This window comes from Bacteroides gallinarum DSM 18171 = JCM 13658, from assembly GCF_000374365.1.
In the GTDB taxonomy this organism is placed as follows: Bacteria; Bacteroidota; Bacteroidia; order Bacteroidales; family Bacteroidaceae; genus Bacteroides; species Bacteroides gallinarum.
Genome location: NZ_KB894137.1, coordinates 1 through 12165, shown reverse-complemented (window position 1 = coordinate 12165; position 12165 = coordinate 1). Strand labels below are relative to the sequence as shown.

Annotated in this window: 11 protein-coding genes; 4 read left to right on the top strand and 7 right to left on the bottom strand. The window is 45.7% G+C overall.

The window, feature by feature from the left end:
* Positions 1-73: 73 nt before the first annotated feature.
* The 4 genes from rfbF to C233_RS0113290 form a co-directional block, all read right to left on the bottom strand.
* Positions 74-853, bottom strand: coding sequence for a glucose-1-phosphate cytidylyltransferase (gene rfbF, locus C233_RS0113305; protein ID WP_025069138.1), 780 nt, complete (start codon positions 851-853; stop codon positions 74-76).
* On the bottom strand, positions 850-2184 hold the full coding sequence (gene rfbH, locus C233_RS0113300) for a lipopolysaccharide biosynthesis protein RfbH (RefSeq protein WP_018668066.1): 1335 nt from the start codon (positions 2182-2184) through the stop codon (positions 850-852). The genes rfbF and rfbH overlap by 4 nt, the downstream gene beginning before the upstream one ends.
* Before the next feature lie 146 nt (positions 2185-2330).
* The gene (locus tag C233_RS23685; RefSeq protein WP_241217616.1) at positions 2331-2519 is read right to left on the bottom strand and encodes a hypothetical protein; all 189 of its coding nucleotides are present in this window, start codon (positions 2517-2519) and stop codon (positions 2331-2333) included.
* Between the two features lie 829 nt (positions 2520-3348).
* Positions 3349-3864 carry a UpxY family transcription antiterminator gene (locus C233_RS0113290; protein ID WP_025069137.1) on the bottom strand — a complete coding sequence of 172 codons (516 nt, stop codon included), beginning with the start codon at positions 3862-3864 and terminating at the stop codon, positions 3349-3351.
* 375 nt (positions 3865-4239) lie between these two features.
* Between C233_RS0113290 and C233_RS0113280 the strand changes: the two genes are divergently transcribed.
* From C233_RS0113280 to C233_RS0113270, 3 genes are all read left to right on the top strand, one after another.
* Entirely contained in the window at positions 4240-4704 is a 465-nt protein-coding gene (locus tag C233_RS0113280) for a DUF4494 domain-containing protein (protein ID WP_018668061.1), read from the top strand.
* A gap of 97 nt (positions 4705-4801) precedes the next feature.
* Positions 4802-5470 carry a YggS family pyridoxal phosphate-dependent enzyme gene (locus tag C233_RS0113275; RefSeq protein ID WP_018668060.1) on the top strand — a complete coding sequence of 223 codons (669 nt, stop codon included), beginning with the start codon at positions 4802-4804 and terminating at the stop codon, positions 5468-5470.
* A gap of 18 nt (positions 5471-5488) precedes the next feature.
* Positions 5489-6466: a dihydroorotate dehydrogenase-like protein gene (locus C233_RS0113270; protein WP_018668059.1), complete on the top strand. Its 978-nt coding sequence runs from the start codon at positions 5489-5491 to the stop codon at positions 6464-6466.
* A gap of 468 nt (positions 6467-6934) precedes the next feature.
* Here C233_RS0113270 and C233_RS0113265 read toward each other — a convergent pair whose 3' ends face one another.
* Together C233_RS0113265 and C233_RS0113260 are read right to left on the bottom strand one after the other, a co-directional pair.
* Entirely contained in the window at positions 6935-8839 is a 1905-nt protein-coding gene (locus tag C233_RS0113265) for a polysaccharide biosynthesis protein (protein WP_025069136.1), read from the bottom strand.
* Between the two features lie 78 nt (positions 8840-8917).
* A complete protein-coding gene (locus tag C233_RS0113260) occupies positions 8918-10243 on the bottom strand; it encodes a PhoH family protein (protein ID WP_018668057.1) in 1326 nt (441 codons plus the stop codon).
* Between the two features lie 152 nt (positions 10244-10395).
* Between C233_RS0113260 and C233_RS0113255 the strand changes: the two genes are divergently transcribed.
* On the top strand, positions 10396-11649 hold the full coding sequence (locus C233_RS0113255) for a bifunctional folylpolyglutamate synthase/dihydrofolate synthase (protein WP_018668056.1): 1254 nt from the start codon (positions 10396-10398) through the stop codon (positions 11647-11649).
* Here C233_RS0113255 and C233_RS0113250 read toward each other — a convergent pair.
* Positions 11617-11991: a RidA family protein gene (locus C233_RS0113250; RefSeq protein WP_018668055.1), complete on the bottom strand. Its 375-nt coding sequence runs from the start codon at positions 11989-11991 to the stop codon at positions 11617-11619. The two genes, C233_RS0113255 and C233_RS0113250, sit on opposite strands and share 33 nt — an antisense overlap.
* Positions 11992-12165 lie beyond the last annotated feature (174 nt).

Here is a 12165-nt window from a genome sequence, read left to right as displayed (position 1 = left end):
TTATTTCGTCATGGTAGCACAACGGTATTTTATCCGGCACTAACAAATATTTCAAATATCACTGTCCAATTCGTTACCAAACCTTCCAGGGAGCACATTCCCTCTCCCACATCTCATTCAATTCCGTATTGTCACGAAGCGTATCCATAGGTTTCCAGAACCCCTTGTGACGGTAAGCATGCATCCTGCCGTCACTGGCTATACGTTCCAAAGGAGTACGCTCAAAAATGACCATATCGTCATTCTCCGGAATGTAATCGAACACTTCTGGTTCACAGACAAAATAACCGGCATTAATCCAATTACGGTCACCGTCCGGCTTTTCTTGGAAAGAAAGTACCTTGTCGGTGCTCAGGTCTATCTGCAAAGCACCGAATTTACCTCCCGGTTTATAGGCTGTCAATGAAAGAATAGCCCCTGATGCCTCATGTACGGCAATAGTGTCAGCGATATCCAAATCTGCAACGCCGTCGCCATATGTCAGCAGAAAACGCTCGTTACCTATATATTTCTGTACACGTTTAATACGGCCTCCGGTCTGAGTGTTCAGCCCGGTGTCTACCATGGTTACTTTCCAGTTCTCCGAATGGTTGTCAAGAATTGTTGTGGTATTATTGGACAAATCCACAGTCATGTCACTGTTATGCCGGAAATAATTGGCAAAATATTCCTTAATGACATACTGCTTGTAACCACAACAGATTATAAAATCATTTATACCATAATGGCTGTATATCTTCATAATATGCCAGAGGATAGGCTTACCACCTATCTCGACCATAGGTTTGGGTATCAAATTGGTAGCCTCACTTAAACGTGTGCCGAGACCACCGGCCAAAATTATTGCTTTCACTTTGCAAACTCCTTAATAGCGGTTATCATATAATCAAGCATCTCATGGGTCATACCTGGATAGACACCTATCCAAAGTGTGTTGTTCATGATAAAGTCTGTACCGTTAAGTTTGCCGACAACACGGTATCCTTCACCCGAACGGCGCATCTCATCAAAAGCCGGATGTTTCAGCAAATTGCCGGCAAAAAGATTGCGGGTCTGTATCTTCCTGCTCTCTAAGTATTGGGACAGTTCATTACGTGTGAATCCCGCATCCGGCTTTACAGAGATTAGGAAGCCAAACCAACTGGGATTGGAATTATTCTGGGCTTCGGGAAGGATTAGCCCTCGTGTACCTGCAAGCCCTTGTTTTAAGTAAGAAAAATTCTCACGGCGGGCTTCCACAATATCATCCAGCTTCTCCAACTGCGCGCAGCCAATGGCAGCCTGCATGTCAGTCACCTTCAAATTATAACCGAAATGGGAATAAACATATTTGTGGTCGTAACCCAAAGGAAGTTCACCGAATTGCTTGGTGAAACGACAACCGCAAGTATTGTCCACACCGCCTACACACCAACAGTCACGCCCCCAATCGCGAAAGGAATTGACAATCTTGTGCAATCGTGGATTATTTGTATATACAGCACCGCCTTCTCCCATAGTCATATGGTGCGGAGGATAAAAACTACTCGTCCCGATATCCCCTATCGTTCCGGTTTTTCTCTCTTCGCCATTAATAGTATAAGTGGAGCCTAAAGCATCACAGTTGTCCTCTACCAACCAAAGATTATACCTGTCGCAAAAATCCTTTACCGCTTCCAGGTTAAAAGGATTACCCAAAGAGTGCGCAATCATTACCGCCTTTGTCTTGTCAGAATAAGCGGCCTCCAACTGTGTCACATCAATATTATATTCGGGAACAGTGACATCTACGAATACAGGAACAGCGCCATACTGAATGCAGGGGGTGACAGTAGTAGGAAAGCCACACGCAACCGTGATTACTTCATCCCCACGTTTGATTCGCCGTTCACCCAACAAAGGCGAAGTCAACGCTGAAAAAGCCAACAGATTGGCGGAAGAACCTGAATTTGTCAAGGAACAATATTTTACTCCCAACCACGACGCAAAGCGTTTCTCAAACTTATGTGCCCACGGACCGGCTGTCAGCCAAAAGTCAAGGGAAGAGTCTACCAAGTTGACTAACTCAGCATGGTCATAATAACGGCCACCGTAATTCACAAATGTATTACCCGGTTCAAAAGGTTTCTCCTGCCCATGGACTGCAGCATAATATTCCTTGGTTAAGGCCAGGATTTCTTGTTTAAGCTCATCTTTTCTACTCATATTCAATAAACAGGCTAGCGTCCAATTTTGACATATAGCATAAGGTAGGTCATCCGTGGATGGTTTCCTCCTAAATAACACAAAAATTGAACTTGTTTTTTAAATTTGTTAATATAGATTCCATTCGTCATAGGGAACAGATTTTACTAATCCTTTCTTCCTTTCACGATTTCACAGAAGAATTTCTTGAAGTATTCGAGTGTCAGCATCCTGTTCATCCAGCAGGTGGATATCAGCGTATGACAAACAGCCGACCATAGGACACCTACGTTTCCAAAGGATAGGTAGCTTTTCCGCTCTCCCGCAAAAGAATGAATGAAGCGTTCGGCTATCAAGTTGTCAATATCGTAACGTACATCCTAAGGTAAGCAAACAGCTACTTACAGAAACGGTTTAGATAACCTACTCTACCCTATCCATCCCTCCGAAGAGGATGGACTGCCAAAGTACCACATCCTATTTATCCGTCCAATGATTTCTTTCGTATTCAAAGATTGCTGACATTGAGTAATTCAACTGATAGGCAGTTTTACGGATTTGGCACGCGCATGCACCATGCAATAAAAATACCCCACATAAATAAACGCATTATCCAAATATATATAGACATTATATCCGTTGGATTGAAAAGCTTTCAATTAGCGGTCCTCCAAAATACCTTTCAAGACTTCACAACCTCGCAAACCATCTTCGTAAAAGCAAACGGATATCCTACGTTCCTTCTTGAAAACTTTGTCTTAATACAAAAGGATTGGCTGGACTCACTCAAAGACGCTGACTCCGATTTATAACGAATAAAAAACATTTAAAATCACTGTACTATACATACAAATGACTTTTTTAAAATACAATACGAAGGTCATGATTTGCAGGCTAAAATATGGCCTAACTGGGCACTTATAGTAAAATCAAATGAAAACTAAATACTTTCCTAAATATAAGATTAACCCTATTCTTTATATTCACAAAGACAATTTACATTCTATTAACTAATTAATAGTAATCAAGTTAACTTTCACATTACGCTAAAGTTAACTTCCTTATATATAATAAATTAATATCATAAAAATTGAAAGTTAACTTTTAATCAGGAGGCTTTTTATAAGATACTTTCTAACTTAACATTGTTAAAGCTATAGCTCTATTCCGTACAGTCATATTTACTCACCCACGCCTCACACAACTCACCGGCACACTAACCAATGCACATCCCAATTCCTGTAACCTTACAGCTATGTAATACTTGCTTTCGTACTTCACCATTTCGCCGCGAATGCCCTGCATGCTTCCTTTTGTCACAGTAACCATAGTTCCCGGGGCAATCGGTTCGTTGACCATTAATATAGAAGTATCGGAAAGGTCGACCATGAAGCGGAAGTCTGCCATTTGCTGGTCGGGAATGATAAGAGGGGCGTTCGTACCACGTTTGCTAAAGAAATGATGAACGTTGGGAGCATGTTCTACGGTGGGAAGCTCGGAACGGGAAAGACAGACGAAAACCATGCCGCTAATTACCGGTCTGGTTATCTTAACACGCTTTCCGGCATGTTCCCGATATACATCCTGCACAGGCAAATACACTTCTATTCCTTGCTCGCGAAGCCACAACTCGACTTTGAACTCGGTGTTGTGACGAACATAGACAGCATGCCAATGCTTATGAACCGACGTAGTTAACAAATGCTAATAATAGATTATTAATAGTTTAGTAATAAGCGTTTTATGATTTTATTGAAACAGAGCCTCTTTTACGGCTCCGCCGAATGTAACACTCGCTACATTTCTTATTTCAGAACAGAATTGCACCCACGATTAGCTCGTTTTGCGAGGACAAAGATAAACACTCCGTATGGAACTACAAAATATTTAATAGATAAAAAGTTTCGGATTAACATAATCTTCTTACATATACCTGCAACATTTTTCCCCTTTTTCGTTTATCTTTGTACACCCTTTCCAATGCAAAAAGGAAAGAATTTCTTCGGCAAGTCCCAGAATGACAAGAAGAAGAAAAGATATTTATTAATCGAAAACACTAACTAAAATCAGAAAATTATGGCAATGCATACATGGTTTGAGTGCAAAATCCGCTACGAAAAAACAATGGAAAACGGAATGAATAAAAAAGTGACCGAGCCTTACCTGGTAGACGCACTCAGCTTTACGGAGGCGGAAGCACGCATCATTGAAGAAATGACGCCGTTTATTTCGGGTGAGTTTACAGTATCGGATATTAAACGGGCGAATTACAGTGAACTATTCCCCAGCGAGGAAGATGCTGCCGACCGTTGGTTCAAATGCAAGCTGGTTTTCATCACATTGGACGAAAAGAGCGGAGCAGAGAAAAAGACATCCACCCAAGTACTGGTACAGGCTGCCGACTTACGCGATGCGGTAAAGAAACTGGACGAAGGCATGAAAGGTACAATGGCGGACTACCAGATTGCATCGGTAGCAGAAACCGCTATTATGGATGTATATCCGTACAGCGCGGAGCCGAATGACAAACCGGAAGTCTGAGCAGTTAAAGCTAAAGATAAAAAATCGGAGTACGGAAAGATGCAACGCTTCAACCCGTATGCCGATTTTCAACTCTCAATTTTCAATATCGTAGAATATGAGTATTGCAGAAAACATCAAGCAAGTACTGAGCGAACTGCCCGAAGGGGTACGCCTGGTAGCCGTCTCCAAATTCCACCCCAACGAAGCCATAGAAGAGGCTTACAGTGCAGGGCAACGCGTGTTCGGAGAAAGCAAGGTGCAGGAAATGACCGCTAAATACGAAAGCCTGCCCAAAGACATCGAATGGCATTTCATTGGGCATCTGCAAACCAATAAAATCAAATATATCGTACCCTACGTAGCACTGGTTCACGGTGTGGATTCCTATAAACTGTTGGCCGAAATCGACAAGCAGGCAGCCAAAGCAGGGCGGACAGTGAACTGCTTGCTGCAACTGCATATCGCCCGGGAAGAGACCAAATTCGGTTTCAGCTTCGACGAATGCCGGGAAATGCTTGCAGGCGATGAATGGAAGGAGCTTAAAAACATCCGGATATGCGGACTGATGGGCATGGCGACAAATACAGATAATATCGAACAAATCAAAGCTGAATTTTGTTCATTAAGTAGCTTCTTCAAAGAAGTGAAAGCCACGTGGTTTGCCGATGCGGAATGGTTCCGGGAGTTGTCTATGGGAATGTCGCACGATTATCACGAGGCAATTGCCGCCGGCAGTACGCTGGTGCGCGTAGGGAGTAAAATTTTTGGAGAAAGAATATATTAATTACTAATAACTATTATCATGGCAACATTAGAAACTACTTTTGCAGGGCTGAAACTCAGAAACCCGATTATTATCAGCAGTTCCGGACTTACCGACAGCGCTGCTAAGAACCAAAAGCTTTACGAAGCCGGGGCAGGCGCCATAGTACTCAAATCTCTTTTTGAAGAGCAAATCATGATGGAGGCCGACTGGCTCGGAGACCCCAATATGTACCCGGAAGGCAGTGACTACCTGGTGGGATACATACGCGAACACAAACTGGGAGAATATTTGAATTTAATCAAAGAAAGCAAGAAAGTATGCAACATCCCTATCATTGCCAGCATCAACTGCTACCAGGATGCGGACTGGATTGAGTTTGCCAAGAAAATAGAAGAAGCCGGAGCGGATGCCCTGGAAATCAATATCCTTGCCTTGCAGACCGACATGCAATATGCTTACGGTTCTTTCGAGCAACGCCACATCGACATCCTGAGCCACATCAAGAAAACAGTCGATATCCCCGTTATTATGAAATTGGGAGACAACCTTACCAACCCGATAGCCCTTATCGACCAGCTTTATGCCAATGGTGCGGCGGCAGTGGTGATGTTCAACCGTTTCTATCAGCCGGATATCGACATCGAAAAAATGACCCAGAGTGCCGGAAGCGTATTTAGCACGGAGGCCGATTTGTCTAAATCGTTACGCTGGATAGGCATCGCTTCGGCTGCCGTAAACCAATTGGATTATGCGGCATCCGGAGGAATACATACTCCCGAGGGAGTGGTGAAAGCGATTTTAGCAGGTGCTTCGGCAGTGGAGATATGCAGCGTGCTCTACCAGAATTCTTACAATATTATCGGCGAATATACCCGCTTTTTGGACTTATGGATGGAGCGTAAAGGAATGGAAAACATCAACCAGTTCAAAGGTATGCTGAACATGAGCGATTTGAATGGTATAAATACATTTGAACGTACACAGTTCCTGAAATATTTCTCCTCGCATAAATAAGAAACAGACGGAAAGGCAACGCTTCCGTAGTAAAACAGACGGCGTGTTTACTCTGAACAGACCGCCTGTATACTATAAACGGATAATGTGTTTACCCTGAACAAACAGTCAGTATACTATAAACGGATAATATGTTTACCCTGAACAAACAGTCAGTATACTATAAACGGATAATGTGTTTACCCTGAACAAACAGTCTGTATATTATAAACAGATAGTACGTTTACCCTGAACAAACAGTCAGTATACTATAAACGGATAATGCGTTTACCCTGAACAAACAGTCAGTATACTATAAACGGATAATGTGTTTACCCTGAATAAACCGTCCGTATACTATAAACGGATAATGCGTTTACCCTGAACAGACAGTCCGTATACTATAAACGGATAGTGCATTTATTACAAACGTACTATCCGTTTTTCAATATCCTATTCACTACCTGCCGAAACTTCCCCTCCTATCCCTTACGGCTTCTTATCCAGTACCTCAAAGCAGGAGTTCTTGCTGACGAATTCGGGAACGATATCTTTCATGGCAGCCACAATCTTCATCTGGTCGTAAGTATAGCTGACCTCTATCAACTTCTGAATACGTTCTTTGACTTCGTCATAATCGTACTCGCGCACAGTGGCAATCATAATCTTCTCGTGATAGGTAGGCTTGGTAAGTTCCCTTACATTGAGCAACTCCTCATACAGTTTTTCGCCGTGACGCAACCCCGTAAATTCTATCTTGACATCGGTACGCCCGGAAAGGCTTATCATACGCTTGGCAAGGTCTACAATCCGTACCGGCTTGCCCATATCGAAGATGTAAATCTCGCCCCCGTTGCCCATGCTACCTGCTTCGAGCACCAGGCGGCAAGCTTCCGGAATAGTCATAAAGTAACGTATAATCTCGGGATGAGTTACCGTTACCGGACCACCGCGCTGTATCTGGTCGCGGAAACGGGGTATGACCGAACCGTTGGAACCCAAGACATTCCCGAAACGGGTAGTGATGAACTGAGTGACATGCCCGCCTTCCGACTGCAACTTCTTAGCCAGCGACTGGACGTAAATCTCGCAGATGCGTTTGGAGCATCCCATTACATTGGTAGGGTTCACCGCTTTGTCCGTAGAAATCATCACGAACTTCTCCGCACCGTACTTTACCGCTAAATCGGCAACCGTACGTGTACCGTAAACATTTACCTGAATGGACTCGGACACATTATCCTCCATCATCGGCACATGCTTATAGGCTGCCGCATGGAAGATATACTGCGGTTTATACCGCTTGAATATCTCTTCCATACGAGTTGCATTGGAAATATCGGCGATAATGGTTTCGGCGTCGATGTCGCGCCAGCAATCCTGCAACTCCAGGCGGATGTCGTGCAACGGAGTCTCCGCCTGGTCTACAAGGATTAACTTGTAAGGATTGAAGGAGGCTACCTGCCGCATGATTTCGCTACCGATAGAACCGGCAGCACCGGTAATCATCACCCGCTTACCCTCCAAGTGGGAAGCCACCTTGTGGATATCGATTTCGATAGGATTGCGCTGTAACAAATCTTCAATCTGGATTTCCTTCAACTGGGCACGGTCCAGGAACTGGCCGTTCCATTCGCTCAGCGGAGGAGCCGTCATCAGCTTGATGTTATGCGCCAGCAGGCGGTCGGCCATATCGGAGCGCTTGAGCGCTTCCATTTTGGCGGGAGAAATGATAATGGTGTGCACATCGCGGTCGTCCAGGTTGTCAATCAGCGTATCGTCATTGGGATACACCTTCACCCCCATCATTACCTTATTGATAAGCTCCGGCTCGTCGGCTATGAAACCGCGCAGGCGGTAATGGTTGCGCAAGTTGACACGCAGTGCCTTTGCGATATTCACTCCCGCCTCCTTGGCGCCGTAAATAAACACATTGGCACTGTGCGAACCGTCGAAATTCAACGCTTCGAAGAATATCTTTACAACAATGCGGGAACACGCCATCATGGCGAAACTGATGATATAAGACATGAACAGCACTGCGGCCGGCGCCACGTTGACGTCCATATAACTCCTTGCCAGCACACCCGTTATCAGCAGCAGTGCATACGACACCGTCAGCGATACGAAGATACGCATGATATCTACAAACGATGAAAAGCGAAGCACATTAGAGTATGTACGGAAAACTCTAAAGAATACCAGATTGACGATGACCGTCCATACAATCGTTACGTCTATGGACGACGATTCCGAGAAAAGGCTCCGGAAATCGTATCGCAACGCATAAGCCAGCAGACTGGATATGACGACAATAAGAACATCAATCAATAGAACAGTCCATATCGGCAATACCTTTGCGGAAAGGTACCGATGAAAAAAGTTTCGCTTCATCACGTTTGACAGTTTTTGTTTTAGGCACCGCAAAGATACACTATTTTTTGTCAAAGCGAAGAATAAAACAATAAAATGTTACATCAGGTTACTTGCCAACTCGCTCAACTGGCTACGCTCTCCTTTCACTAAATTAACATGGGCAAACAGGTTCTGGTCTCGCATGCGGTCTATCATGTAGACGAGTCCGTTGGACTGGCTGTCCAGGTACGGCTGGTCAATCTGCTGGATGTCACCCGTGAATACCATTTTCGTCCCTTCTCCGGCACGTGTTATAATGGTTTTGATTTCGTGCGGGGTAAGGTTCTGCGCTTCGTCGATAATACAATAAGTCTCGCTCAGGCTACGCCCACGGATAAACGCCAGGGCTTCGATAACGAGCTGGTCGCTTTTCTGCATGTCTTCCAGCCGCTTCACCTCACTCGAGTTGGAGGCGAACTGATGCTTGATTACGTTCAGGTTATCGAACAAAGGCTGCATATAGGGAGCCACTTTCTCATTGGCGTCGCCCGGCAAGAAACCGATATCCTTATTAGACAATGCCACGATAGGACGTGCCAGCAAAATTTGTTTATAATCCGTCAGCTTGCCCAGGGCGGCAGCCAGTGCCAACAACGTCTTACCTGTTCCAGCCTTACCGGTGAGGGCTACCAGCTTGATATCCGGGTCATTCAGCACTTCGAAAGCAAAACTCTGCTCGGCATTACGCGGCTCTATGCCATAATTCCTCGTCTTGTTTACACGGCACACGGAACGGGTAAAAGGATTATAGCGGGCAAGCACGCTGCTGCGGTCGCTTTTCAGCACAAAGCATTCATTGGGATGAATGACATCCTTGAAATCGAACTCGCCGATATCCAGCCCTTCCTTGGAGGAATAGATGCGGTCTATCAATGCCGGGTCGATGCCTTCGAACACTTCGTTCGACTTTTCGAATATATCTACATTAATCACCTTGTCATTGATATAATCCTCGCACAGCAACCCGATAGAACGCGCTTTCATGCGAAGGTTGACATCTTTGGTAACAAGAATGGATTTCATCTTCGGCTTCCTCTCCGCCAGCCAATCGACGACGGACAGTATCTGGTGGTCGGGGATGCGTTCCGGGAAAGAGTCGTGTACACGGGGCGAGTCTACCGAACCGGCAACCACGAACAAGCGTCCCAGCCCCTCGCCCAGCGGAGCGCCTTTGGTAAAGAGGTTATCATCGGTAATCTGGTCGAGTTCCCGCACAAACTCACGGGCGTTGAAATTTATCTGCTCGTTGCCTTTCTTGAATTTATCGAGCTCTTCAAGTACTACAATGGGGAGGTAAATATCGTTCTCTTGAAAGTTCTTCAAACAGTTATAGTCGTGAAGGATAACATTGGTATCAATCACAAAGTTTTTCTTGGCTCCCATACGCTTTAGATTTAAATTGTTTATAACAGATACCGGCCACATAAAATAAAGCAAGTGTACACACTTAAATAAAATTGCCTTATCTTTGCCGTTCCTAAAGATAACACTTTAATAGAGAGAAAGAATTGCTTTCCCGTTAATTTTTATAAAAGATGAACTATCAGAACACTTTAACTTACTTATATAACAGCGTGCCCATGTTTCAGCAAGTGGGCGGCGCGGCATACAAAGAAGGGCTGGAAAACACGCGGATATTGGACGAACATTTCGGACATCCCCACCGCTCATTCCGTACAATCCATGTGGCGGGAACCAACGGGAAGGGGTCTTGCTCGCATACACTCGCCGCCATATTGCAGGAAGCGGGGTATCGTGTAGGGCTTTACACCTCTCCCCATTTAGTGGACTTCCGCGAACGCATCCGCGTAAACGGCAAGCCCGTACCGGAAGAATACGTGGTGCGTTTCGTAGAAAAGGAACGCAGCTTTTTCGAGCCCCTGCATCCCTCCTTCTTCGAGCTGACTACCGCTATGGCATTCCGTTACTTTGCCGATGAACAAGTGGATGTAGCCGTTATCGAAGTGGGAATGGGCGGCCGCCTGGACTGTACGAACATCATTCGTCCGGATTTGTGCATCATTACCAACATAAGCCTCGACCATACACAGTTCTTAGGAGATACGCCGGCGAAGATTGCGGGAGAAAAGGCGGGTATCATCAAGACCGGCATCCCCGTGGTCGTCGGGGAAACCACGCCGGAAACCAAGCCCGTCTTTCTGCAAAAGGCAGAGGAAAAGAAGGCTCCGGTATTCTTTGCGGAAGAAATGGAAGGGAATGACTATCCGGGGATAGAACCCGAGTTACAAGGGCTTTACCAGGTAAAGAACACCCGCACCATACTTGCCGCCCTTCCCATACTGAAAGAGGCCGGTTACCGGATAGACGAGGCAAGCGTGCGCAGCGGTTTTGCCCGGGTCTGCGAACTGACGGGGCTAATGGGACGCTGGCAGAAGTTACAGGACGCCCCTACCCTGATATGCGACACCGGACACAACGTAGGCGGCATTACCTACATTGCCGAGCAACTGAAACAACAACGTTACCGCCGGCTGCATATGATAATAGGCATGGTGAGCGACAAGGACATCAGCGGCGTGCTTGCCCTGCTTCCCAAAGACGCCGCCTACTATTTTACCAAAGCCAGCGTAAAGCGCGCCCTTCCCGAAGAAGAACTGCGCAGGCTCGCCGCCGAAGCCGGCCTGCAAGGAGATTGCTATCCGGACGTGCCTGCCGCCGTAACTGCCGCACAAGAAAAAAGCCACCCGGAAGACTTTATCTTCGTAGGTGGCAGCAGTTTCATTGTAGCAGACCTGTTAGCGAACCGCGATGCACTCAATCTCCACTAAGGCATCTTTCGGGAGCGCTTTTACGGCAACCGCCGAACGGGCGGGGAAAGCTCCGTCAAAATAGGTGGCATACACCTTGTTCATATCGGCGAACAGGGACATATCCGCCAGGAAAACGGTGGTCTTTACAATATTCGCCATACCCAGTCCTGCTTCTTCCAGGATGTGCTTCACATTCTCCAACGACTGGCGTGCCTGGGCTTCCGCCCCCTCCGCCATTACTCCGGTAGCCGCATCGATAGGCAACTGGCCTGATACGAACACCATTCCGTTTGCTTCGATAGCCTGGCTGTAAGGGCCTATCGCACCCGGCGCCTTCGGGCTGCAAATTACTTTCTTCATAATTTCCAATTCTTTTAGGGATATTCAGTAAATGTCCCTAAAAATCAAGATGGCATATGAAGATGATAGAGCATACTCACTTCATATGCCATTTTTATAGTCCTATTCCTGTAATTTCTCACACAATCTTACCCTACAAGACATGACGCTCGGGAAGAAGTCTGAAGACATCTT

Bases quoted from the DNA above. Each gene is read 5' to 3' on its own strand.
- rfbH (WP_018668066.1), bottom strand. From the start codon at position 2,184: ATGAGTAGAAAAGATGAGCTTAAACAAGAAATCCTGGCCTTAACCAAG.
- C233_RS0113280 (WP_018668061.1), top strand. From the start codon at position 4,240: ATGGCAATGCATACATGGTTTGAGTGCAAAATCCGCTACGAAAAAACA.
- C233_RS0113275 (WP_018668060.1), top strand. From the start codon at position 4,802: ATGAGTATTGCAGAAAACATCAAGCAAGTACTGAGCGAACTGCCCGAA.
- C233_RS0113270 (WP_018668059.1), top strand. From the start codon at position 5,489: ATGGCAACATTAGAAACTACTTTTGCAGGGCTGAAACTCAGAAACCCG.
- C233_RS0113265 (WP_025069136.1), bottom strand. From the start codon at position 8,839: ATGAAGCGAAACTTTTTTCATCGGTACCTTTCCGCAAAGGTATTGCCG.
- C233_RS0113260 (WP_018668057.1), bottom strand. From the start codon at position 10,243: ATGGGAGCCAAGAAAAACTTTGTGATTGATACCAATGTTATCCTTCAC.
- C233_RS0113255 (WP_018668056.1), top strand. From the start codon at position 10,396: ATGAACTATCAGAACACTTTAACTTACTTATATAACAGCGTGCCCATG.
- C233_RS0113250 (WP_018668055.1), bottom strand. From the start codon at position 11,991: ATGAAGAAAGTAATTTGCAGCCCGAAGGCGCCGGGTGCGATAGGCCCT.